Origin of the sequence: Nonomuraea sp. WAC 01424 (assembly GCF_003947315.1) — a bacterium.
Classification (GTDB): Bacteria; Actinomycetota; Actinomycetes; order Streptosporangiales; family Streptosporangiaceae; genus Nonomuraea; species Nonomuraea spiralis.
Map to the genome: position 1 here is coordinate 995,192 of NZ_QHHZ01000001.1, position 22,062 is coordinate 1,017,253.

Annotated in this window: 20 protein-coding genes; 11 read left to right on the forward strand and 9 right to left on the reverse strand. The window is 73.0% G+C overall.

The features are described 5' to 3' along the window. Positions 1-24 precede the first annotated feature (24 nt). From DMB42_RS55940 to DMB42_RS52960, 3 genes are all read left to right on the forward strand, one after another. Positions 25-1,515, forward strand: a complete 1,491-nt coding sequence (locus DMB42_RS55940; protein ID WP_125630887.1) for a BTAD domain-containing putative transcriptional regulator — start codon at positions 25-27, stop codon at positions 1,513-1,515. Positions 1,516-1,547: 32 nt separating this feature from the next. Continuing rightward, complete coding sequence (locus DMB42_RS04750; RefSeq protein WP_125630889.1) at positions 1,548-3,320, forward strand: NAD+ synthase; 1,773 nt, start codon at positions 1,548-1,550, stop codon at positions 3,318-3,320. Between the two features lie 133 nt (positions 3,321-3,453). After that, complete coding sequence (locus DMB42_RS52960) at positions 3,454-4,572, forward strand: DNA alkylation repair protein (RefSeq protein ID WP_185844456.1); 1,119 nt, start codon at positions 3,454-3,456, stop codon at positions 4,570-4,572. Here the strand turns inward: DMB42_RS52960 and DMB42_RS04760 are convergent. The 6 genes from DMB42_RS04760 to DMB42_RS04785 form a co-directional block, all read right to left on the reverse strand. Further along, positions 4,533-5,753 (reverse strand): hypothetical protein, encoded by a 1,221-nt coding sequence (locus DMB42_RS04760; protein ID WP_125630891.1) that lies wholly within the window; start codon positions 5,751-5,753, stop codon positions 4,533-4,535. The two genes, DMB42_RS52960 and DMB42_RS04760, sit on opposite strands and share 40 nt — an antisense overlap. Then, complete coding sequence (locus DMB42_RS04765; RefSeq protein ID WP_125630893.1) at positions 5,750-6,127, reverse strand: hypothetical protein; 378 nt, start codon at positions 6,125-6,127, stop codon at positions 5,750-5,752. Before DMB42_RS04765 ends, DMB42_RS04760 begins: the two co-directional genes overlap by 4 nt. Beyond that, a complete protein-coding gene (locus DMB42_RS04770) occupies positions 6,124-8,223 on the reverse strand; it encodes a right-handed parallel beta-helix repeat-containing protein (protein WP_260477482.1) in 2,100 nt (699 codons plus the stop codon). The genes DMB42_RS04765 and DMB42_RS04770 overlap by 4 nt, the downstream gene beginning before the upstream one ends. A gap of 138 nt (positions 8,224-8,361) precedes the next feature. Next, entirely contained in the window at positions 8,362-8,979 is a 618-nt protein-coding gene (locus DMB42_RS04775; protein WP_125630896.1) for a TetR/AcrR family transcriptional regulator, read from the reverse strand. Between the two features lie 7 nt (positions 8,980-8,986). Next, positions 8,987-10,528, reverse strand: coding sequence for an MFS transporter (locus DMB42_RS04780; protein WP_125630898.1), 1,542 nt, complete (start codon positions 10,526-10,528; stop codon positions 8,987-8,989). A 206-nt stretch (positions 10,529-10,734) separates the two neighbouring features. After that, positions 10,735-11,961: an MFS transporter gene (locus tag DMB42_RS04785; protein WP_125630900.1), complete on the reverse strand. Its 1,227-nt coding sequence runs from the start codon at positions 11,959-11,961 to the stop codon at positions 10,735-10,737. A 134-nt stretch (positions 11,962-12,095) separates the two neighbouring features. Here DMB42_RS04785 and panB point away from each other — a divergent pair, with 134 nt between their 5' ends. Further along, positions 12,096-12,923, forward strand: coding sequence for a 3-methyl-2-oxobutanoate hydroxymethyltransferase (gene panB / locus DMB42_RS04790; RefSeq protein WP_125630902.1), 828 nt, complete (start codon positions 12,096-12,098; stop codon positions 12,921-12,923). A 16-nt stretch (positions 12,924-12,939) separates the two neighbouring features. Here the strand turns inward: panB and DMB42_RS04795 are convergent, their stop codons facing one another. Continuing rightward, positions 12,940-13,875: a serine/threonine dehydratase gene (locus tag DMB42_RS04795; RefSeq protein WP_125630903.1), complete on the reverse strand. Its 936-nt coding sequence runs from the start codon at positions 13,873-13,875 to the stop codon at positions 12,940-12,942. 87 nt (positions 13,876-13,962) lie between these two features. Next, the gene (locus tag DMB42_RS04800) at positions 13,963-15,135 is read right to left on the reverse strand and encodes a PLP-dependent aspartate aminotransferase family protein (RefSeq protein ID WP_125630905.1); all 1,173 of its coding nucleotides are present in this window, start codon (positions 15,133-15,135) and stop codon (positions 13,963-13,965) included. Positions 15,136-15,195: 60 nt separating this feature from the next. Here DMB42_RS04800 and DMB42_RS04805 point away from each other — a divergent pair, with 60 nt between their 5' ends. Genes DMB42_RS04805 through DMB42_RS04830 form a run of 6 tightly spaced genes read left to right on the forward strand, consistent with a single transcriptional unit; the run spans position 15,196 to position 20,686 of the window. Beyond that, on the forward strand, positions 15,196-16,632 hold the full coding sequence (locus DMB42_RS04805) for a PLP-dependent aminotransferase family protein (protein WP_125630907.1): 1,437 nt from the start codon (positions 15,196-15,198) through the stop codon (positions 16,630-16,632). Between the two features lie 13 nt (positions 16,633-16,645). Then, a complete protein-coding gene (locus DMB42_RS04810) occupies positions 16,646-17,335 on the forward strand; it encodes an alpha/beta hydrolase (RefSeq protein ID WP_125630909.1) in 690 nt (229 codons plus the stop codon). A gap of 46 nt (positions 17,336-17,381) precedes the next feature. Next, positions 17,382-18,263, forward strand: coding sequence for an ABC transporter ATP-binding protein (locus DMB42_RS04815; protein WP_125630910.1), 882 nt, complete (start codon positions 17,382-17,384; stop codon positions 18,261-18,263). Further along, on the forward strand, positions 18,260-18,979 hold the full coding sequence (locus DMB42_RS04820; protein ID WP_125630912.1) for an ABC transporter permease: 720 nt from the start codon (positions 18,260-18,262) through the stop codon (positions 18,977-18,979). Before DMB42_RS04815 ends, DMB42_RS04820 begins: the two co-directional genes overlap by 4 nt. 19 nt (positions 18,980-18,998) lie before the next feature. Beyond that, positions 18,999-20,084, forward strand: a complete 1,086-nt coding sequence (locus tag DMB42_RS04825; protein ID WP_125630914.1) for a sensor histidine kinase — start codon at positions 18,999-19,001, stop codon at positions 20,082-20,084. Then, positions 20,081-20,686, forward strand: a complete 606-nt coding sequence (locus DMB42_RS04830; protein WP_125630916.1) for a DNA-binding response regulator — start codon at positions 20,081-20,083, stop codon at positions 20,684-20,686. The genes DMB42_RS04825 and DMB42_RS04830 overlap by 4 nt, the downstream gene beginning before the upstream one ends. A gap of 14 nt (positions 20,687-20,700) precedes the next feature. On the opposite strand, the gene npdG is transcribed toward DMB42_RS04830, so the two are convergent. After that, positions 20,701-21,354, reverse strand: a complete 654-nt coding sequence (npdG, locus tag DMB42_RS04835) for an NADPH-dependent F420 reductase (protein ID WP_221761998.1) — start codon at positions 21,352-21,354, stop codon at positions 20,701-20,703. A 109-nt stretch (positions 21,355-21,463) separates the two neighbouring features. On the opposite strand from npdG, the gene DMB42_RS04840 reads away from it, so the two are divergent. After that, positions 21,464-22,042 (forward strand): hypothetical protein, encoded by a 579-nt coding sequence (locus DMB42_RS04840; RefSeq protein WP_125630920.1) that lies wholly within the window; start codon positions 21,464-21,466, stop codon positions 22,040-22,042. The last annotated feature ends 20 nt before the right edge of the window (positions 22,043-22,062 follow it).

Genomic DNA, 22,062 nt, shown 5'->3' on the forward strand with positions numbered 1-22,062 from the left:
TCTCCCTCTACGCTTACCCCTGACATGCTGACATTCACCGCACTGGGACCGTTCCACGCCTGGAGCGAAGGCGTCCCCCTCGACCTCGGCGGCCAACGGCAGCGGGCGGTGCTCGCCCGTCTGCTCGTGGCGGGCGGCCGGGCCGTGCCCGTGCACACCCTCATCGACGAGTTGTGGCCGGGCGATCCGCCCGCGCAGGCCCTGTCCACCATCCAGGGCTACGTCTCCCGGCTGCGCCGCGCGCTGGAGCCGGGGCGGGCGCCGCGCGAGGAGGCCGAGGTGCTGGTCTCGGCCGCCCCCGGCTACGCGCTGCGGGCCGCGACCGAGCAGGTCGACTCGTGGCGGTTCGAGAGCCTGGTGAAGTCGGAGGGCCCGCCGGAGCAGGTGTGGGCGTCCATGGAGAGCGCGCTCGGGTTGTGGCGCGGGCCGGCGCTGGCCGAGTTCGCCGAGCTGACCTGGGCGGCGACCGAGGCGGGCAGGCTGGAGGAGCTGCGGCTGATCGCGGTCGAGCGGCGCGCCGGCGCGGGTCTCGTGCTCGGCCGGGCCACCTCGCTGGTGGCCGACCTGGAGGCGCACGCCTCGGCCCACCCCCTGCGCGAGGAGGGCTGGCGGCTGCTGGCCCTCGGCCTGTACCGGATGGGCCGCCAGGGCGACGCGCTGGCCGCGCTGCGCCGGGCCCGCGCCGTGTGGCGGGACGAGCTGGGGCTCGACCTGTCGGCCGGGCTGCGCCGGCTGGAGGCCGACATGCTGGCCCAGCGGCTGGAGGAGCCGCCGCCCCCGCCGTCCGCCACCACCACGACCGGCGTCACGACCGGCGCCACGGCCGGCGCCGCCGGGGAGAAGGTGCTGCGGGTGCTGGTGGCCGACGACCAGGCGCTCGTACGGGCCGGGCTGCGGGCCATGCTGGGCGCCGAGGAGGGCGTGACGCTGGCCGGCGAGGCGGCCAACGGCGAGGAGGCCATCGCGGGCGTCCGCGAGCACCGGCCGGACGTCGTCCTGCTCGACATCCAGATGCCACACCTGGACGGCCTGGCCGCCGCCCGCCGGATCCTGGCCGGGGAACGCCCGCCCAAGGTCGTCATGATGACCACGTTCGGCAGCGACGAGAACCTGTACGCGGCGCTGCGCGCGGGCGTGAGCGGCTTCGTACTGAAGACCTCGGCCCCAGAGCAGTTCCTGGCCGCGATCAGGGCCGCCGCCGCCGGTGACGCGCTCATCGACCCGGCGGTCACCACGCGGCTGATCTCGGCGTTCGCCGGCCGTACCGACCCGGCCTCGCCGCCGGCGCTGGCCGGGCTCTCCGACGCCCGGCTCGACGTGCTCAAACTCGTCGCGCGCGGGCTGACGAACCGGCAGATCGGCCAGACGCTCGCGCTGCCCGAGGAGGAGGTGGCGGTGCTGGTGAAGTCGCTGCTCGACCACCTCGGGCTGTTCGACCGGGCGCAGCTCGTCATGGCGGCCTACGAGTCCGGACTGGTGACTCCCGGGGACAAGGGACACTTTTCGTCGCTTTGACGATAAAAATCAGGTCGTACTAGGCTAATGACGTGGCACAACTGCGCATTGCCCTCGCACAGACCAATCCGACCGTCGGCGATCTGGCCGCCAACGCCGAACGGCTGGTCGTGTGGACCCGCGACGCCGCGGAGCGGGACGCCCACCTGGTCGTCTTCACCGAGATGTTCCTCACCGGCTACCCCGTCGAGGACCTGGTGCTGCGCACGTCCTTCGTGGACGCCAGCATCAGGACCCTGGAGGAGGTGGCGCGCCGGCTCGACCGCGAAGGGCTGGGCGACCTGCCGGTGGTCGTCGGCTACGTCGACCGCGCCGGGCTGGCGCCCAGGGTCGGCCGGCCCAAGGGCGCGCCGCTGGACGCCGCCGCGCTGCTGCACAAGGGCGAGGTCGTCATCCGCACGGCCAAGCACCACCTGCCCAATTACGGCGTATTCGACGAGTACCGCTACTTCGTGCGCGGCGACCGGCTGCCGATCGTCCGGCTGCACGGGGTGGACGTGGCGATCGCGGTCTGCGAGGACCTCTGGCAGGACGGGGGCCCCGTCGCCGTCGTCGGCCAGGCGGGCGCCGGGCTGCTGGTCGTGCCGAACGCCTCGCCGTACGAGAAGGAGAAGGACGACGTACGGCTGGAGTTGTGCGCCCGCAGGGCGCGCGAGGCCGGCTGCGCGCTCGTCTACGTCAACCAGGTCGGCGGCCAGGACGAGCTGGTCTTCGACGGCGACTCGATCGTCGTGGACGCCTCGGGTGAGCTGGTCGCGCGGGCCGGCCAGTTCCGCGAGGAGCTGCTGGTCGTGGACCTGGACCTGCCGGTCTCCGAGGCCGAGCCCGGGACGTTCCCCTACGACGCGGGCGACGGCACCACGATCACCGTCGAACGCCGGGTGTTGTCGCAGGCCCCCGTGGAGCCCTATCAGGCGGTGCCCGCCGGCATCGCCGAGCGCCTGGACCCGCACGCCGAGATCTACTCGGCCCTCGTGCTGGCCGTACGCGACTACGTGGCCAAGAACGGCTTCCGGTCGGTCATCCTGGGCCTGTCGGGCGGCATCGACTCGGCCCTGACCGCGGCCATCGCCTCCGACGCGATCGGCCCCTCCCGGGTGAACGTCGTGCTCATGCCCTCGCGCTACTCCTCCGAGCACTCCCTGGCCGACGCCGAGGACCTGGTGGCCCGGCAGGGCATCAACTCCGGCATCGTGCCGATCACCGAGATCGTCACGGCGTTCGAGAAGGAGATCAGGCTGTCCGGCCTGGCCGCCGAGAACCTCCAGGCCAGGGTGCGCGGCATGATCCTCATGGGCCTGTCGAACGAGCACGGCCACCTGGTGCTGACCACCGGCAACAAGAGCGAGCTGGCGACCGGCTACTCCACCCTCTACGGCGACTCCGCCGGCGGCTTCGCGCCGATCAAGGACGTGCCGAAGACGATGGTGTGGGCGCTGTCCGAGTGGCGCAACGCGCACACCCGCGAGGACTTCCTGATGACCGCCGAGCGGCCGATCCCGGAGAACTCGATCACCAAGGAGCCCAGCGCCGAGCTCCGTCCCGACCAGCGCGACACCGACTCGCTGCCGCCGTACGAGGTGCTGGACCGGCTGCTGGACGACTATGTGGAGAAGGACATGGGCTCGCAGGAGCTCATCGCGGCCGGGCACGACCCCGCGCTGGTCACGCGCGTGATCAGGCTGGTCGACCTGGCCGAGTACAAGCGCCGTCTGTACCCGCCGGGCCCCAAGATCACGCCGAAGAACTTCGGCCGGGACCGCCGCCTCCCGATCACCAACCGCTGGCGGGAGACGACGGGCTGACCCACCCGTCCCCAAGGCAACGGCCGAGGCCGAGCCGCCCGTCCCCAAGGCACGGGCCAGGCCGAGCCACCCGGCCCCTTCCCCGAGGAGCGGGCCGGGCGGATTGTCGGTGGCGGCTGGCAGGGTGGTGGCCGTGGCACAACCGCTCAAAGACATGATCAACGCCCGGTCCGTGTCGGTGCTGGCCCACGGCCTGGCCGCCGTCCGGCCCGCGTTCCCGCGCGCCCGCTTCGCCGAGCGGGCGGTGGCCGGGCTCGGCCCGCTGGAGCTGAAGGACCGGGTCAGGCACGTCTCCGCCGCCCTCCACGACGCCCTCCCGCTGCCCTACCCGCGGGCCGCCGAGCTGGCCCGCGCCTGCGCCGCGCGCGGGGAGCTCGACCTGTGGAGCGGCTGGCCGCTCACCGACCACACCGCCGTCCACGGTCTCGGTCATCTGGAGGAGGCGATGTCGGGGTTGGCGGCGATCACGCCGTACTCGACGGGTGAGTTCGCCGTGCGCCCCTACCTCGACCGCCACCGCGACGACGCCCTCAAGATCATGTACGGCTGGGCGGAGTCGCCCGACGAGCACCTGCGCCGCCTGGCCTCCGAGGGCTCGCGGCCCCGGCTGCCCTGGGCCACCCGGGTCGGCTGGCTGATGGCGCCCGGCCCCACTCTGCCCCTGCTCGACCTGCTGCGCGACGACCCGAGCGAATACGTCCGCCGCTCGGTCGCCAACCACGTCAACGACCTGGCCAAAGACCATCCCGACGCCGCGCTCGCCCTGCTGGCCCGCTGGGTCGGGAGCGGCGGCTCGCACGTCGAGCGCGTCGTACGCCACGCGGCGCGCGGGCTGCTGCGCGCAGGGCACCCCGAGGCGCTCGAACTGCTGGGCGCCACGCCGGGCAGCGGCTCGGCCGACGCCCTCACCCTCGACTCGGCCGCGGTCCCCGTCGGGGGCAGCCTGGCCTTCACCGTCACGGTCACGGCGGGCGCGCCCGGCCCGCTGCTGCTCAAGTACGCCGTGCGCCGGGCGGGCTCGCGCCGCGTGTTCCACCTGGGCCGGCGCGAGGCCGCCGCCGGGGGGGCGGCGTTCACGGTGCGCAAGAGCCATTCCTTCCGCCCGGTCACCACCCGCAACGAGCCGCCGGGGCCGCGTGAGCTCGACGTCATCGTCAACGGCCGGGTGGCCGCCACCGTGCCCTTCACCCTGGTCGAGGCCGCTCCCGCCGGTCAGGCGGCGAACAGCAGCGTCAGCCCGCCGACCGTGTAGCAGATCATCAGCACGAACAACGGGAGCTGGCCCGCGACCGCCCGCGCGGGCGGCAGCAGCCGTACCGAGCGGTCGTGGGCGGCCACCACGCCGACGACGTGCCCGATCACGATGGCCGCCACCTGCACGACGGCGACGGTCGCCGGGGAGACGGCGTTCTGGTCCACCCGGGCGTCCAGGCCCAGCGCCAGGACGACCGCATGCCGGCCCTCGACGACCAGCAACGAGAAGTAGTGGGCGACCAGGTAGCCGACCGCGATCGGCACCAGCGAGTGGGCGAAGCGGGGGGCCAGACCGCGGGTGCCGCCGATCAGCCCGGCCGCGCCCAGGCAGGCGGCGTACAACAGCGCCACGCCGGTGACTGCGGCCAGCAGGCCGATCGTGCCCAGGCCGGTGCGGCCCAGCGGGCCCGACTGGAGGGCGTCCACCCAGGCGGGGGCCGAGGAGAAGCCGTCGTAGCCGGTGCTGCCCAGCAGCACGCACACGGTCGCGACCAGGCCTGGGGCGGGCACGACGGCGTCCAGGCCGTCGAAGGGGTTGCGCAGCACGCGGGTGCCGTCGGCGCGCCTGCCGACGGGTGAGAGCTGGCCGATCAGGGTCGAGTACACCTCGAACGGGTCGCCGCGTTCCAGCCAGGCGTGGCCGTACACGGTGGTGCCGGCGAGCTGGGCGGCGCCGTACAGGGCGAAGAAGAGCAGCAGCGTGGCGGGGGCGGCGGGCTCGGGCGCGACCAGCTCCATCCAGGTGAAGGCGAGCAGGCCCGCCGCGGCGGGCCGGTAGCCGAGCCACGCCGGGAGCGGCCGGCGCGGCCGGTCGGGCAGCAGCCGGAACGGGTTCAGCCCCCGCCACACCGGCCCGAACAGCAGTGAGGCGGGCACCAGCCCCACCCAGAACAGCACATAGACCAGGTACGGCCCGGCGTTGCCCTCCTCGGGGCCGACCGCGAGCAGGCCCAGTGTGTAGCCCGCGACCAGCAGCGTCAGCACCCGCGCCGGCCGCGCGGGCAGGCGCAGCGCGATCACCGTCCCGGCCCGGTCCCCCCGGAAACGCGAGTCCGCCCAGAGCAGTCCGAGCGCCAGGAACGACGCCACCAGCGCCGCGAACGCCCCGGCGTAGGCGTAGAACAGCGGGATCGGCAGGTCGCTCCGGCCGCCGACCCCGTGCGCGAGCAGGTACGTCATCGCACCGCCACCTGGGTCAGCACGAGCCGGCTCCGGTGCGTCTCCACCTCGAACACGCCGGTCAGGTCCGCCGTGAAGCGCACGGTCTCCGGCACGCCGGGCCGCAGTTCGGCCTCGATGTCGTAGCCGTGCACGTGCAGTTCGTCGGCCACGTCGCTGGTGACCGTGATGCTGACGGGCCGCCCTTGGGCGACCTCCAGCCAGCCGGACGGCGGGCTCACCCGGCCGCCCGCGACGGTGATGACGGCGACGGCCTGCCCGTCCGGCGCGGACGTGGCCACCTGGTGGCTGTCGCCCGGCACGTGATGGGTGGCCGACAGCGGCCCGCAGCCCGCCAGGAGCACGGCCGCCGCCGCCCAGGCCGCCCTCCTCACGCCCGTGCCCCGGCGGCGGGCGCGTCCTCCGTACGGCCGCGCCGCGGCGCCAGCACGACCACCGCGCACAACACCCACACCCCGGTCAGCAGCCCGCGCACCCACCCCGGCCCCACCGGGACGAACGGCACCGGGTACACCACCCGGTCGAAGGCGTCCACGCAGGCCAGCAGCCCGAGCACGATCGTGAGCCAGCCGCAGCCCGGCCGCCTCGGCCGCAGCGCCACGCCCAGGCACAACCACCAGTCGGCCATGAGCAGCAGTGCGAGGGCCGCGAGCAGCGTGCTGTCCTCGGCCGCGGCCACCACGTCCATCGTCAGCCCCGCCAGCCCGCCGAGCGCCCCGGCCACGATGAGCGCGTGCCTGCGGGCGCTGACGTACGTCACCGCCGGGGCCACCCCGTTGGCCGACGGCCCGGCCTCGCGTCCGCCCTTGTGGAGCCGTACGGTCGCGCCCGACCGCCGCCAGAACAGCACCGCGAACAGCGCGAGCACCACCGAACCGCCCAGGGCGAGCTGGGCCTCCACCTTGCCGAGCCCGGACGCGCCGAACCAGTCGCAACCGGCGGGCAGCCGCGCCTCTGCCGCGCTGAAGTCGGCGCACAGGTAGAGCTTGGCCAGCTTGACGGGCTCGGCCAGCACGCGGCTCGTCCCGGCGGACAACTCCGGCGCGCGGGCGGCGCAGACGGGCAGCGCGGCAGGCGTCGAGCGGCCCGCGTCGCCCTGCCAGCAGTTGCCCGTGCCCTGGCCGTCCCACCACACGTCCAGGCCGTTAGGCCGCCGCTCCCCCGCCGGGCCGACGCCGAACACGTTGCCCTCGTAGCGGTTGTGGTTCGAGGTGTCGGCCTGCTTGGCCAGGTCGTTCTCGCCCCTGATGAACGCGGGCACCCCGAAGAGCTGGAACGCCGCCCGCCGGTGCCCCCAGACGCGGTTGTTCCTGAAGACGTTGTAGTTGCCGCCCGCGACCAGGATGCCCGTGCCCGGCGGCACGCCCACCTGGGAGCAGACCACGCCGTGCTCGTAACCGCGCTCGGCCGGGGGGCGGGCGCAGGTGCCGTCCCGGGTGTAGCGGTAGTAGTCGCGGTTGTTGTCGTAGATCTTGTTGTTCTCGAACTTGGCGTGGTTCTGCGGCAGGCCGGGGTGGCCGGGCCAGAGGCTGTCCATCGTGGCGCCGACCATGTTGTCGTAGAACTCGTTGTCGTGCACCCACATGGAGTCGCCCGCGGTGCCCGAGTAGCCGAGCGCGTTGTCGTGGCTCTTGCAGCGGCGGATCTCGATGGCATACCTGGGCACGTCGTGGCCGCGGCCGTCGTTGAGGTTGGAGGCGCTGCCGGGGTACAGGCCGCCGTCGCCGTTCCCGTACGCCTCGCAGTCGGTGTAGAGGCCGTGGTCACTGGCGAAGGTGAGGAAGCCGTACTCGTCGTTCCAGCGGGTGAGCACGCGGTCGATGACGAAGCCGTCGGTCTCCAGCACGTACAGGGAGTTGAACGTGGTGCGCTGGGCGGTGAAGTTGCGGAAGTAGACGCCGTCGGTGCGGTCGGCGCGGATGGCGTTGAGCTTGCGGTACTCGGCGTCGACGATGACGTCCAGCGGGCCGGCGCCGGTGCCCTCGATCTGGAGGTCCTTCTTGCCGAGGACGGCGACCAGGTTCTGGTTGTGCGGGCACTGCTGTTGCTGCTCGAAGGTGAGGATCTGGTAGCCCCAGCTCGACCAGCGGGCGGGCAGCCTGGCGCAGGCGCCGGTGGGGGCGGCCTGGCTGGGCTCCTCCCGGTAGAGTCCGGGCAGGATGGCGATCGTCATCCCCGGCCGCTGAACGCGATCGACCGCGTCCTGTAAGTTCCTAACCCCTTGCTGCTGACATTTCGCGAAAAGGTCGAGATTGCGCTGTCGCAGCCCCGCCGGAAAATTCGCGATTCGACGCTCGAAGTCGACCTTGTCGGTCTTGCAGACGAGCAGGTCGGGTTCGCCCGTCCGCAGCGCCGGCACCGTCCCGGTCCCGTCCGGCAGCGTCACCGGACGTTCCTCGTGGGCCAGCGCGGCGCCGCCGGGTAACAGCAGGCCGAAGGTGAGCACGCCGAGGATCGCGATTCTTCGCATGGGGGGCATGGCGCGAGATTAGAACAAGGCTCACCTTCTGAACAGGCCGCCTGAGGCTCGTACGGACGGCCCCTGCGCCGCGGGGCCGACGACTCACGGAGGCGCCTCGGTGCGCGCCTCCGTGGGAGTCAGGACGTCTCAGGACGTGGCGCGCTCTCCGGCCAGCCCGAGCAGGATCGTGTCGACCACCCGTTCGGCCAGGTCGAGCGGCAGGTCGCCGGCCGGGCCCCACTTCGTGTGCCACATCATGGCGCCCGAGAACAGCGCCATCGCCAGGTCGACGTCCAGGTCGGACCTGAGCTCGCCGTTGGCGACACCGCGCTCGATCACCGAGCGCAGCGCCTGCCTGCGCGGCTCGACGGCCCGCTTCACGAAGCGTTCCATCAGCCGCGGGTAACGATCGGCCTCGCCCAGCGCGATGTTCATCACGCACCGAGTACGGGCCTGCCCCGCCTCCTTGCGCATCGCGTCGAGCAGGGAGATCAGGTCGTCGCGTACGGAGATGCCGGACAGCGGCGGAAGCGGCGCCTTCAACGTGGAGAGCGCGTCGACGACCAGATCCTCCTTGTTGGACCAGCGCCGGTAGATCGTGGTCTTGCCGACGCCCGCCCGCGACGCGATGGCCTCGATCGACAGCTCCGACACCCCCATGCCCTCGCCGATCAGGTCGAGGGTCGCGTCGATGATCGCCTTCTCGGCCTTCTCGCTGCGCGGGCGGCCCGCCGGGCGGGCAGTCCCTGAATCCTGGATCGTCATCGCGGCCTCACACTACCGCTGGTTCCTTCTGTTCCGCCTGCTGGACCGGACGCGCCTTCCCCGGCATCCACTTGGCCACCACCGCGACGCCCACCAGGGCGATCACGGCCGACACGATCGCCGTGACGTGCATGCCGTCGACGAAGGCGGTGAAGGCGGACTTGACCAGCGCCTGGCCCTGCTCGCCGAGCCTCCCGGCGAAGCCCATCGTCGCCATGATCGACTCACCGGCGGCGTGCGGCGCGCCCGCCGGCAGCGCCGAGGCGATCTCGCCGCGGTAGCTGCTCGACAACACCGAGCCGAGCACGGCCACGCCCAGCGCGCCGGAGACCTGGCGGACGGTGTTGCTCATGGCAGAGCCCACACCGGCCTTCTCCCTGGGCAGCGCCTCCATGATGGCGGTGGTCGCGGGCGGCATGATGTTGGCCATCGCCGCACCCTGGACGAAGAAGATGATCTCGATCAGCACCACGGGCGTGTCCACGTCCATCAGGGCGTAGCTGCCCAGGGCCGCCGTCACCACGAGCATGCTGACCGTGGCCGACAGCTTGGCGCCGAAGATCTGGTGCACCCGCTGGCTGAGCGGCGCGAAGATGAGCTGCGCGGCGGCGAACGGGATCATCAGGGCCCCCGCCTGGATCGGGCTGAAGCCCAGCACGATCTGCAGGTAGAAGGTCAGGAAGAACATCCCGCCCATCATCGCGAAGAAGACGATGCCCATCATGCCGATGGCCGAGCTGAACCGTACGTTGCTGAAGTTGCGCACGTCGAACACCGGGTTGTCGATGCGGCGCTCCCACCACACGAACACGCCCAGCACCAGCACGCCGACCACCGTCGGGACGATCACTTCGGCGTCGGCCAGGGTGGCCAGGTCGCCACCGCGGATGATGCCGTAGACCAGGGCCACCAGGCCGATGATCGACAGCAGCACGCCCACCGGGTCGAGCTTGGACGGCTTCGGGTCCCGCGACTCGGGCACGAAGACGCCGATGAGCACCATGCTGATCACCACGATCGGCACGTTGACCAGGAAGACCGAGCCCCACCAGAAGTGCTCGATCAGCAGGCCGCCGGTGATCGGGCCGATCGCCACCGCGAGCCCCACGCCACCGGCCCAGATGCCGATCGCCTTGCCGCGCTCGCCGGGCGGGAACACGTTGGAGATGATCGCCAGCGTGGCCGGCATGATCGCCGCGCCGCCGATGCCCATCGCCGCCCTGGCGAAGATCAGCTGCGTCGGGTCCTGGGAGTAGGCGCTGGCCAGCGAGGCCAGGCCGAACAGCGCCATGCCGATGAACAACATGCGCTTGCGACCCGTACGGTCACCGATCACGCCGAAGGTGAACAACAAACCGGCGAACACCAGCGTGTAGGAATTGATCGCCCATTCGAGCTGGCTCTGCGTCGCGCCCAATCCGACATGGGGGTCGGAGATGGTCTTCATCGCCACGTTGAGGATCGTGTTGTCCAGCACGACCGCCAGGAGGCTGAACACCAGCACTCCGAGGATCCCCCAGCGCCGTGGATGCCCTTCGTTCGGGTCCATGGAAACATCCTTAATTTCGATACGTCTGAGTTTCGCAACGACACCGTATCGCAAGACATTCCGATACGCAACGGTCCCGTTTCGTAACTTCCACCTGACGGGAGAAGTGCGCACGAGGAAACAACCGGCAAACCGATCCGCCGCCCGCACGGGCCCTCACGGACACACGCCGGCCCCTCAGCCGGCAGTCAGAAACCGCCCCCGGCTCAGCCCGCCGTGGCCGCCGAAGGCGCGGACTGCTCCTCGGCCGGGACGGGCACGGCCACCGCCGCCGGGCGTCTGCGCCAGAACGGGAGCGCGACCACCACCATGGCCACCCCGGTCAGCCCCGCCACCACGAACGCCCACGTCGGCCCGCCGCCGTCGATGATGGCCCCCGCGATGGGCGAGGACGCCGCGCCGCCGATGAGCAATGCGGTGCCGTGCAGGCCCATCGCCTCTCCCCTGGCCCCGGTCGGCACCCAGCGGCTGAGCACGTCGACCGTCGAGGACAGCGCCGGGGCGCACAGCAGGCCCGCCGGCAGCAGCGCCAGGATCAGCCAGCGCCAGTCGGCCCCGGCCAGCCCCAAGGGGATGGTCAGCAGGCCCATGCCCGCGATGAGGGCCAGCGGCGAGAAACCGCGCGACAGGCCGCCGTAGACGAAGCCGCCGACCAGCGAGTAGAGGCACCAGATGCCCACGGCGACGCCGACCCACCCGGTCTCGCCCGCGGAGTTGATGGTGGCGACCAGCCCGAGCTCGGTCGCGGTGAGGATGAACGTGGCCGCCGCCGTCGTGCCGAGCAGCGCGACGAACCCCGGGGTGAGCCACTGCCGCCGCGGCACCTTCACCACCGGCTCCTCCAGCTCGACCGCCGAACGGACGGGCGGGTTGAAGGCGATCAGGCCGATGCCCGCCGCCGTGATGCCGACGCCGATGACGATCAGCGTCGTCGTGCTGCCCAGCGTGGTGATGCCGGCGGCGGCGAGGGCGGGACCGGTCATGTACGACAGCTCGACCAGCATCGAGTCGAGGGTGAACCCGGTACGCCGCTGCTCCGGCGGCACCAGCGCGGCCAGCGACTGCCGGGTCACGCTGAACACCGGCAGGTTGAGCAGGCCCGCGACCGCCGCCGCGACCGCCAGGGCGGGCATCGGCAGCGCCCACGCGCACGACCAGAACACCGCCTGGGCCAGCGTGGTGACGACGAGCACGGGACGCACGCCGTGGCGGTCGACGAACCGGCCCGACAGCGGCGAGCCGATCGCCATGCCGACCGTGCTGGCCATCGTGACCACGCCGGCCTCGACGTAGCCCAGGCGCAGTCCGAAGACCACGTGCAGGGTCAGCGCCATCCCCATCGCGGTGGCGGGGACGCGTGCGAGCATCCCCACCAGGAGCAGGGTGCGGACGCCTGGGAGCCGGAAGAGCCGGCGATATTGGTCGAGAGCCATGGTGTGTCGTTTACCTCCGCGTCGATTGTGTCAAGAGGCACCGACAGTTTCGCCACTGGATTTCCCTCCATGACATCATCGAAGGAGTCCGGGGACGTCACTGGGACGCCTCGAGACGTTTCTGGAGGTTGTCCATGTCTTCGACCACGCTGTACGGCGGTGTTTCAGGGCGCAGGGTCACCGTCCGCGACCTCGCGGCGGCCAAGGAGCGCGGGGAGCGGTGGCCCATGCTCACCGCCTACGACGCGATGACGGCCGGGGTGTTCGACCAGGCGGGCGTGCCCGTCCTGCTGGTCGGCGACTCCGCGGCCATGGTCGTCTACGGCTTCGACTCCACCCTGCCCGTCACCCTCGACCACCTCGTCCCGCTCACCGCGGCCGTCGTCCGGGGTTCCTCGCGGGCGATGGTGGTGGCCGACCTGCCGTTCGGGTCGTACCAGGGGTCGCCGCAGCAGGCGCTGGAGTCGGCGGCCAGGTTCATGAAGGAGGCGGGCGCTCACGCGGTCAAGCTGGAGGGCGGCCGGCGGGTGCTGCCGCAGGTCGAGGCGCTGGTCTCGGCGGGCGTGCCGGTCATGGCCCACCTCGGGCTCACCCCGCAGTCGGTCAACGCGCTCGGCGGCTACCGGGTGCAGGGGCGCGGGCAGTCGGGTGACGAGCTGATGGCCGACGCCAAGGATCTGGAGCGGGCGGGGGCGTTCGCGGTGGTGCTGGAGTGCGTACCGGCCGACCTGGCGCAGCGGGTGACCACGTCGCTGGCGATCCCCACGGTCGGCATCGGCGCCGGGCCCGCGACGGACGCGCAGGTCCTGGTGTGGCAGGACATGATGGGGCTGACGCCGCGCCCGGCCAAGTTCGTCAAGCGCTACTTCGACCTGGCCTCGGAGATGGACCGCGCGGTGCGCGCCTTCGCCGCCGAGGTCAGCTCGGGCGCCTTCCCGGCGCCCGAGCACACCTACAGCTGAGCACGCCTACGGCTGGTCACCCCGCCGCGCCGGACAGCGTGGCGGGGTCGGTGTTGGAGCCGCACACGACGACGGCCACCCGCTCCCCGTCGGCCGGCCGGTAGACGCCGGACAACAGCGCCGCGTACGCCGCCGCGCCGGCGGGCTCGGCCACCAGGCGGTGCCGCTCCCACAGCGCGCGCCGGGCCGCGACGATCGCCTTGTCCTCCACCAGTACGCTCTCCACCCCCACACCCGACAGCACCTCGAACGCCAGCGCGCCGAGCTGCGTGGCCCCGAGCGCGTCGGCGGCCACGCCGCCCACCTGCACCGGCACCGGACGGCCCGCGCGCAGCGCCTCGTCCAGCGTGGGGATGGCGTGGGGCTCCACCGCCACGATCCGCGGGGCGTCGCCCCCGGCCCGCGCCCCGAGAGTGGTGCCGGCCGCGAGGCCGCCGCCGCCCACGGCCACCACGATCGTGTCCACGCCCCCGGTCTGCTCCATGATCTCCAGGCCGGTCGTGCCCTGCCCGGCCAGCACCTCGGCCTGGTCGTAGGCGTGCACGGCCAGCGCCCCCGTCTCGGCGGCGCGCTTGGCGGCGGCCTCGGCGGCCTCGGAGTAGATGGCCCCGACCTGGGTGGTGTGCGCGCCGAGCGCCCTGAGCCCGGCCACCTTCACCGGGCTCGTCACCTCCGGTACGAAGATCTCGGCCCGCACCCCGAGCGACCTGGCGGCGTGGGCGACGGCCAGGCCGTGGTTGCCGCCGCTGGCCGCGATGACCCCGGCGGCGGGCAGCGTGCCGGCCGACAGGATGCGGTTGAAGGCACCGCGCACCTTGAAGGAGCCCGAGTGTTGCAGCAGTTCGAGCTTCAGGAACAGGCCGGGCGAGATCTCCAGGACGGGCGTGCGCAGCACGTGTCCCGAGATCCGTACGGCCGCGTCGAGGACATCGTCGTAGGTGACGGCGGTCACGGCTCTCCCTTGGTCATGGCTCGGAGCCCCTTGGTGAAGGCTCCGGAGGGGTGGTCACGGCTCGGAGACGGCGAGCACACGCCGAGGCTATCCGAGCGCCTGGGCCACGTCGGCCCACAGGTCCTCGGGATGCTCGATGCCGGCGGCGATGCGTACCATGCCCTCGCCGACGCCGTGCCTGGCCAGTTCCTCGGCGTCGAGCGTGCGGTGCGAGGTGGTGGCGGGGTGCATGACGCGGGTCTCCACTCCGCCGAGCGAGGGGGCCAGCAGCGCCAGCCGTACGGACTTCATGAACGCCTCCCCCGCCGCCCGCCCGCCGGCCAGGTCGAAGGAGAACACGCCGCCGAAGGCGGGCAGCAGCTTGGCCGCCAGCTCGTACGAGGGGTGCGAGGGCAGCCCCGGCCAGTGCACGGCCGACACGGCGGGCGGCCCGGCGAGCCGGGTGGCCAGGAAGTCGGCGTTGGCGCAGTGGCGTTCCATGCGCAGCGGCAACGTCTGCAGCCCGCGCAGCGTCAGCCACGACGTGAACGGCTCGGCCGCCGACCCCAGCTCGGTGGCGAAGTGCCAGACCTTGCCGTGCAGCTCCGGGTCGGCGAAGACGGCGATGCCGCCGATCACGTCGCTGTGCCCGGACAGGTACTTGGTGGTGGAGTGCACGACGACGTCGGCCCCGTGTTCCAGGGGGCGGCACAGCACGGGGGTGGCGAAGGTGTTGTCCACCACCGACAGCACGCCCAGCTCGCGGGCCGTGGCGCACATGGCCGGCAGGTCGGCGACCAGCGCCATCGGGTTGCTGATGGTCTCCAGGTAGACGATCCGGGTCTCGGGCCGTACGGCGGCGCGCAGCGCGTCGGGGTCGTTCTCGGGCACGTGGGTGACGGTCATGCCGAACCTGCCGGCCAGCTCGTTGATCATCGCGGCGGTCCCGCCGTACAGGGAACGCTGGGCGATCAGGTGGTCGCCGGGCTTGAGCAGGGCGAGCAGGACGGTGTTGATCGCGCCCATGCCGGAGGCGGCGGCCAGCGCGGCGGCGCCGCCCTCCAGCCCGGAGACCGCCGTCTCCAGGGCGCGGACGGTGGGGTTGGTGTAGCGGCCGTAGACGAAGGCGCCGTCGGGGTCGCCCATCGCCGCGCCCATCATCTCCGGGTCGTCGAAGGCGAACCCGGCGCTCTGGTAGATGGGCATGCCGAGCGGGCGGCTGCCCTCGACGGCGGGCTGAGGCAGGTGTACGGCACGCGTCTCAGGGCGAAACTCAGTCATGTCATCAAATATCCCCCGCTTTGGCATCTTCTTGCAGAGCCAATACGCCAGAATTGGTCCATGAACAGGGCCAATCCCGACGACCTCGTCGACCTGCTGGGCCGGTGGGCCTCTGGCCGCGGCCCGCTCTACCTGCTGCTCGCCGCCCGCCTCCGGACGCTCGTGGACGACGGCGTGCTGCCGCCGGGCAGTCAGTTGCCGCCCGACCGGGTCCTGGCCGCCCGGCTCGCGGTGGGCCGCGGCACCGTGGTGGCCGCGTACGAGCTGCTCCAGCAGGAGGGCCGGGTGGTGCGCCGCCAGGGCAGCGGCACCCGCGTCGCGCCGTCCGACCTGCCCGCCACCAGGACCGCCGACGGCGTCGCGGCCAATCCGCTGATGTTGCACCTCCTGCACGCCCCCGACGGCGTGCGCCTGCTGACCTGCGCGGCGCCCGACGACCCGCCGCAGGCGCTGTTCGAGGCGTACCAGGAGGCGGGGGCGCGGGTGGCGGAGCTGCGCGACCTGGGTTACCAGCCGGCGGGCGAGCCCTCGCTGCGGGAGGCGCTGGCCCGCTACTACAGCGCGCGCGGCGTGCCCACGACGGCCGGACAGATCATGGTGACGACGGGCGCGCAGCAGGCCCTCACGCTGCTGGCCGGGCTGCTGGTCACGCCGGGCGACACCGTGCTGACCGAGTCGCCGACCTATCCGGGGGCGCTGGAGGTGTTCCGGCACGCGGCGGCCGTCGTCAAGCCCGTGGACCTCACGCACGACCAGGCGCGGCCGGCGGTGCGCGAGCGGCCGGCGCTGGTCTACTGCGTGCCCACCGCGCGCAACCCCGACGGCGCGATCATGGACGACGCGGCCCGCAGGCGGCTGGCCGCCCTGGCCGCCGAGCACGACGTGCCGCTGATCGACGACGAGGTCCGCGCCGAGCTGTGCTTCTCCGGCGGGACGCCCGCGCCGGTGGCCGCGTTCGGCGCTGGCGAGCAGGTCGTCACCGTCGGCTCGCTGAGCAAGCTGGTGTGGGGCGGGCTGCGGGTGGGCTGGATCCGCGCGGCGGCGCCGCTGGTCTCGAGGCTGGCCAGGCTGCGGGCCGTGCACGATCTCGGCGGCGAGGTCTTCAGCCAGCTCGCCGCCGTCGCGCTGCTGCGCCGCCTTGACGAGGTGCGCGACGCCCGCGTACGGGTCCTGCGGCGGCGGCACGACCATCTGTGCGCCGAACTGCGCGCGCGACTGCCGTCCTGGACGTTCGAGCCGGCCCGCGGCGGCCAGACCATCTGGGTACGCCTCCCGCGCGGCGACGCCGACTCCTTCGCCCAGGTCGCGCTCCGGCACGGCGTCGCGGTGCCGCCGGGCCGCTCCTTCGATCCCCTGGGCGGCCAGGCCGACCGCCTGCGCCTGCATTTCCTGTTCCCCGAGGAGGAGCTGTCGCGGGCGGTGCGCGACCTGGCGGCGGCCTGGGCGGCCTACGACGGCGGCCGGAAACCCGTCTCCCGGCACGCGCTCGTCGTCTGACAGGGTGGGGGCCATGGAAACGACCTTCGTGCTGGTGCACAGCCCATCCGTCGGGCCCTCGACGTGGGCTCCGGTGGCCGAGTCGCTGGAGCGGCGCGGCCGGGCGGCCGTCGTCCCCGACCTGACCGGCGTGGCCGCGGGCGGGGCGCCGTACTGGCCGCGCGTGGTCGCGGCCGTGCGCGAGGCCGCCCCCGCCGAGGGGCCGCTGGTGCTGGTGGCCCACAGCAACGCCGGGTTCTTCATGCCGGTGATCAAGGAGGGGCTGGGCGACCGGGTGGTGGCCTGCGTGTTCGCCGACGCGCACGTGCCGCCGGCCCGGGGGCTGGTCAGGATCGCCGAGGAGGACTTCCTGCCGTTCCTGCGCGGCCTGGCCGGCCCCGACGGCTTGCTGCCGCGCTGGACCGACTGGTGGGACGAGGAGGACGTGGTGGCCATGCTGCCCGACCCCGCCGTCCGCGTACGGGTGACGGTCGAGCAGCCGCGGTTGCCGCTCGACTACTACACGCAGTCCGTGCCCGTCCCGGCGGGCTGGGACGCGGTCAGGTGCTCGTGCCTGTGGTTCGGGCCCCCGTACGAGCAGGCGGCCCAGGACGCGGCCGGCCGCGGCTGGCCGGTCACCCGGCTGCCCGGCCTCCACCTGCACCAGGTCATCGACCCGGAAGGCGTCGCGGACGCGTTGCTGAAGCTCTCCAGGAAGTCGTGAATTCTTCACTGTCGAGCCCCTGACCTGTCCGGTCATAGTCGGACACATGATTGAGGTGAACGAGCTCAGGAAGAGCTACGGGAGTTACCCGGCGGTGAAGGGCGTCTCGTTCGAGGTGGCGCAGGGCGACATCTTCGCCCTCCTCGGCAGGAACGGCGCGGGCAAGACGACCACGGTCGAGGTGCTGGCCGGCTTCCAGCGGCCGGACGGCGGGACCGTCCGGGTGGCCGGCCTCGACCCCTGGTCCGACCGGGCGGCCGTACGGCAGCGGGTCGGGATCATGCTCCAGGAGGCCGGGTTCTTCCCCGACCTGACCGTCGCCCGGACCGTCGCGGTCTGGCGCGACTTCACCGCCGCCCCGCGCCCGGTCGGCGAGGCCCTCGACCTGGCCGGCCTGTCGGACAAGGCGCTGACCAGGGTGCGCCAGCTCTCCGGCGGCGAGAAGCGCCGGCTCGACCTGGCGCTCGCCCTGCTCGGCCGCCCCGACGTGCTGTTCCTCGACGAGCCCACCGCGGGCATGGACCCCGAGGCCCGCGCGAACACCTGGGAGGTCGTCTCGGCCCTGGCCGCCAGGGGCACCACGATCCTGCTGACCACGCACTACCTGGAGGAGGCCCAGCGCCTGGCCTCGTCCATGGCGATCATGGACGAGGGCGAGATCGTGGCGGTGGGCGGGATCGCCGAGACGCTGGCCGCGCGCGGCGGGCGGGTGGCGTTCCGGCTGCCCGCCGGGGTGGGCGCGGACGACCTGCCGCTGCCGGTCACGGTGGAGGGCGGCACCGCCGTCTGCCGCGCCGAGGACCCCGACCTGGCCGCGCAGACGCTGCTTACCTGGGCGGCCGGGCGCGGGCTGCGGCTGTCCGGCCTGGAGGTCCGCGCCGCGACCCTCGAAGACCTCTTCCTCGACCTGCCCAGGAGCGCCCGATGAGCCTGACCGCCACCTACCGTCTCGGCACCCGCCTGTTCTGGCGCGACAGGGCCATGCTGGTCGCCTCGGTGATCACCCCGGTCGGCCTGGCCGTGGGCATGCCCGCGCTCATGCGGCACGTCACCTCCGGCGGCGTGCCCTTCGCCACCACGATGTTCCAGAGCGCGCTGGCGATCCTGCTGGCGCTCACCGCGTTCATGAACATCGCGGTGGCCCTGACCACCCGCCGCGACCAGCTCGTGCTCAAGCGGCTGCGGGCCGGGCTGCTGACCGATGCGCAGATCCTCGTCGGCCAGATCGCCAGCACGGCCACGCAGACCTTCGTCGTGATCGTGTTGTGCGCGGTGGCCGTGCGGTTCGCGGCCGGGGTGCCGCTGCCGGACGACCCGCTGCTGTTCGCGGCCATGACCGCCGCGGGCTCGGCCGTGCTGGCGCTGCTCGGGGCCGCGTACACGGCGGCGATCCCGCGCAGCGAGCTGGCCGGCGCGTACACCATGCCGCTCTTCCTGGCCGCCGGGGTGTCGGCGGGCGCGATGGGACCGATCCCGCTGCCCTCGTGGCTGAGTACGGCGCTGGACCTGCTGCCCACCTCGGCCGTGGTGCACGCGGTGAAGACCGGGGAGGCGGTCGTGCCCGCGCTCGTCCTGGCCGGGTGGGCGGTCGTCGGCGTCGTCGCGATCAGGTTGTGGTTCCGCTGGGAACCGCGCCGGTCGTGACTCGGCGATAATCGCTGCTGTGGTGGTCTCGTCCTCGGCCCAGAGGCTCGCGCGGGTGCTCATCACGGGCGTCTCGGTCGTCTACTCGCTCATCGGGCTGCTCTACTTCATGGGAGGCCCGGGCGTCGGCCTGCTCGCGACGGCCGTGATGGTCGCCGTCGTCTCCACCCACTACGTCAACATGCGGGCCGCCCTGCGCGGCGGGCGTCCGCCGCTGTTCCCCGCCACGCTGCCGCTCCAGGCGGTCGTCACCTACGCGGGCGACTACCTGCTGCCGAGCGGCTGGTCCGCGATCGCCGCGCCGCTGCTGGCCGGGACCCTGCTGGTGTTCCTCTCCCTCCGCTGGGCCGTGCCGCTGATCGTCCTCATGATGTTGTACGAGGGCGCCAACACGTGGATCGGCTTCCCCCTGGCCGTGGTCACCCTGTTCTACGTGATCACCATCCCCATCACGGGCTCGATGATCTACGTCCTGGTCCGGCTCGTCCGCGTCGCCGCCGAGCTGGAGGAGGCAAGGGCCGACCTGGCCGACGCGGCCGTGCTCAAGGAACGCCTGCGCATCTCCCGCGACCTGCACGACGGCCTCGGCCGCAGCCTCACCGCCATCGCGCTCAAGGGCGACCTGGCCGGACGTCTCATGGACCGCGACCCCGCCTCCGCCCGCGGCGAGGTGGGCGACCTGGTACGCGTCGCCAGAGAGGCCGCCCAGGACGTGCGCCAGGTGGCCCGCGGCTACCGCGCGATGTCGCTGACCGGCGAGACCGACCGCGCGGCGGCGCTGCTGGAGTCGTCGGGCGTGAGCTGCCAGGCACACCTGGCCGAGGTGACCCTGTCCCGGCGGGCGGAGGAGGCGCTGGCCTGGGGCGTACGCGAGGCGGTCACCAACGTCCTGCGCCACAGCAGGGCCACCACCTGCACGATCACCACGTCGCTGCGGGAGGGCCGGGTCCGCCTGGAGGTGGCCAACGACGGCGTGGGGAGCGGGTCCGGCGAGCCGGGCGGAGGCCTGACCGGGCTGGCCGAACGGGCCTCGCAGGCGGGCGGCACCTGCTCGGCCGCCCCGGCCGGCGGCGGCTTCCTGCTGACCATGGAGGTGCCGGCGTGATCCGGGTGCTGCTGGCCGAGGACATGCACATGATCCGCGCCGCGCTCACCGCCCTGCTCCGGCTGGAGACCGACATCGAGGTCGTGGCGGAGGTCACCCGCGGCGACGAGATCGTGCCGGTGGCGCTCGACGTCCGGCCCGACGTGGCGGTCGTGGACATCGACCTGCCGGTCACCGACGGCATCACCGCCGCCGCCGAGCTGCGCGAACGGCTCCCGTCCTGCCGGATCCTGGTGCTCACGGCCATGGGGCAGCCCGGCCACCTGCGCCGGGCGCTGGCCGCGGGCATCGAGGCGTTCCTGGTCAAGGACGCGCCCGGCGACCGCCTGGCCGACGCCATCAGGCGTACCGCGGCCGGACTGCGCGTGCTGGAGAGCGAGCTCGTCTCCTCGGCCATGGAGTACGGCGAGAGCCCGCTCACCCCGCGCGAGTCCACGGTGCTCAGGCAGGCGGCCAGGGGCGCGACGGCCGAGGAGATCGCCGCCCGCCTGCACCTGTCCCCCGGCACGGTGCGCAACTACCTCACGGCGGCGATCACCAAGACCGGCGCCCGGAACAAGATCGACGCAATCCGCGTCGCCGAGGACGCGGGCTGGCTCTAGACGCTCCGGACGCTCTAGACGTCGGTGACGCGCAGGCCGGCGTGCGCCTTGTAGCGGCGGTTGATCGAGATGAGGTTCGCGGTCAGCGCCTCGACCTGGTGGGCGTTGCGCAACCGGCCGCCGTAGACGCCGCGTACGCCCGGGATCAGCTCGGCCAGCGCCTGCACGGTGTCGGTGGCCTCGCGGTCGTCACCGAGCACCAGCACGTCGAGGTCCACCTTCTCCACGGCCGGGTCCATCAGCAACACGGCCGACACGTGGTGGAAGGCCGCCACGACCCGGCTCTCGGTCAGCACCGCGGCCGCCTGCTGGGCGGCGCTGCCCTCCTCCACCGGCAGCGCGTAGGCGCCCTGCTTGTCGAAGCCGAGCGGGTTGACGCAGTCGACCACGATCTTCCCGGCCAGCTCGGCGCGCAACGACTCCAGCAGCGCCTTGTGCCCCTCGTACGGCACCGCCACGATCACGACGTCGGCCTCGGCCGCCACGTCGGCGTTGGCCCCGCCCCGCGCGCCCGAGCCGATCGACCCGGCCGCCTCCTGCGCCCGCTCCGCGCTGCGCGACCCGATCAGCACCGTGTGCCCGGCCAGCGCGAACCGTCGCGCCAGCCCCTTCCCCTGGTCGCCGGTGCCGCCGAGGATCGCGATGGAAAGCCCGTTCACATCTGTCATAGCCCCGATCATGCCAGCCCCGCCGGTGCGTACGGCAGGCCGGGGCGGCCCGGGCGCCGGACGTCCGAATCGGCCTCCTTCGTTCCCGTTCCTCGTGCACCATGGAGGCATGGACTCAGGTTCGGTGGCATTCCTGCGCGAGATCCTGGCCCCGACGGGCTGGCTCGACCGCACCCGCGAGCTGGGCCTGGCCCTGCGGGCCACCCGTTCGCCCGGCGGCCTGCTGCTCGTGGGCCCGCCGGACGACGAACCCTGGCACGTCACCGCCCACCTAAGCGACGAGGCGAAGTTCTCCGGCCTGCCGCAGCTCACCCCCACGCTGGTCCGCTGGTCGCCGCCCGCCGACGCCCCGGCCCACCTGCGCGTCGGCCTCGACCGACTGGAGCAGGCCGGGCGCGGCGAGACCCTGTTCGTGTTGTCGGAGCAGGCGGCGCCGGTCCCGCTGCTGGAGCGCGTCGACGACGCCCGCCGTACGGGGGCGACCATCCTGGCGATCGGGGGCGCCGACTCCGAGCTGAGCGGGCTGGCCCACGACGCCATCGCCGTGCCGGCGAGCGGGCTGATCACCTTCGACGGCGCCCAACACCTGGTCAGCGCGGCGGCGGGCGAGGTCGAGCAGCGTCCGGGCCTGCGCGAACGCCTGGCCCGCCTGCTGGAGAAGGTCAGCGGCCCCCACCTGACCGAATGACCGCCCCCCGAGTGGCCGAA

Bases quoted from the DNA above. Each gene is read 5' to 3' on its own strand.
- panB (WP_125630902.1), top strand. From the start codon at position 12,096: ATGTCTTCGACCACGCTGTACGGCGGTGTTTCAGGGCGCAGGGTCACC.
- DMB42_RS04770 (WP_260477482.1), bottom strand. From the start codon at position 8,223: ATGCGAAGAATCGCGATCCTCGGCGTGCTCACCTTCGGCCTGCTGTTA.
- DMB42_RS55940 (WP_125630887.1), top strand. From the start codon at position 25: ATGCTGACATTCACCGCACTGGGACCGTTCCACGCCTGGAGCGAAGGC.
- DMB42_RS04820 (WP_125630912.1), top strand. From the start codon at position 18,260: ATGAGCCTGACCGCCACCTACCGTCTCGGCACCCGCCTGTTCTGGCGC.
- DMB42_RS04780 (WP_125630898.1), bottom strand. From the start codon at position 10,528: ATGGACCCGAACGAAGGGCATCCACGGCGCTGGGGGATCCTCGGAGTG.
- DMB42_RS04810 (WP_125630909.1), top strand. From the start codon at position 16,646: ATGGAAACGACCTTCGTGCTGGTGCACAGCCCATCCGTCGGGCCCTCG.
- DMB42_RS04760 (WP_125630891.1), bottom strand. From the start codon at position 5,753: ATGACGTACCTGCTCGCGCACGGGGTCGGCGGCCGGAGCGACCTGCCG.
- DMB42_RS04805 (WP_125630907.1), top strand. From the start codon at position 15,196: ATGAACAGGGCCAATCCCGACGACCTCGTCGACCTGCTGGGCCGGTGG.
- DMB42_RS04800 (WP_125630905.1), bottom strand. From the start codon at position 15,135: ATGACTGAGTTTCGCCCTGAGACGCGTGCCGTACACCTGCCTCAGCCC.
- DMB42_RS04775 (WP_125630896.1), bottom strand. From the start codon at position 8,979: ATGACGATCCAGGATTCAGGGACTGCCCGCCCGGCGGGCCGCCCGCGC.
- DMB42_RS04785 (WP_125630900.1), bottom strand. From the start codon at position 11,961: ATGGCTCTCGACCAATATCGCCGGCTCTTCCGGCTCCCAGGCGTCCGC.
- DMB42_RS04815 (WP_125630910.1), top strand. From the start codon at position 17,382: ATGATTGAGGTGAACGAGCTCAGGAAGAGCTACGGGAGTTACCCGGCG.
- npdG (WP_221761998.1), bottom strand. From the start codon at position 21,354: ATGACAGATGTGAACGGGCTTTCCATCGCGATCCTCGGCGGCACCGGC.
- DMB42_RS04840 (WP_125630920.1), top strand. From the start codon at position 21,464: ATGGACTCAGGTTCGGTGGCATTCCTGCGCGAGATCCTGGCCCCGACG.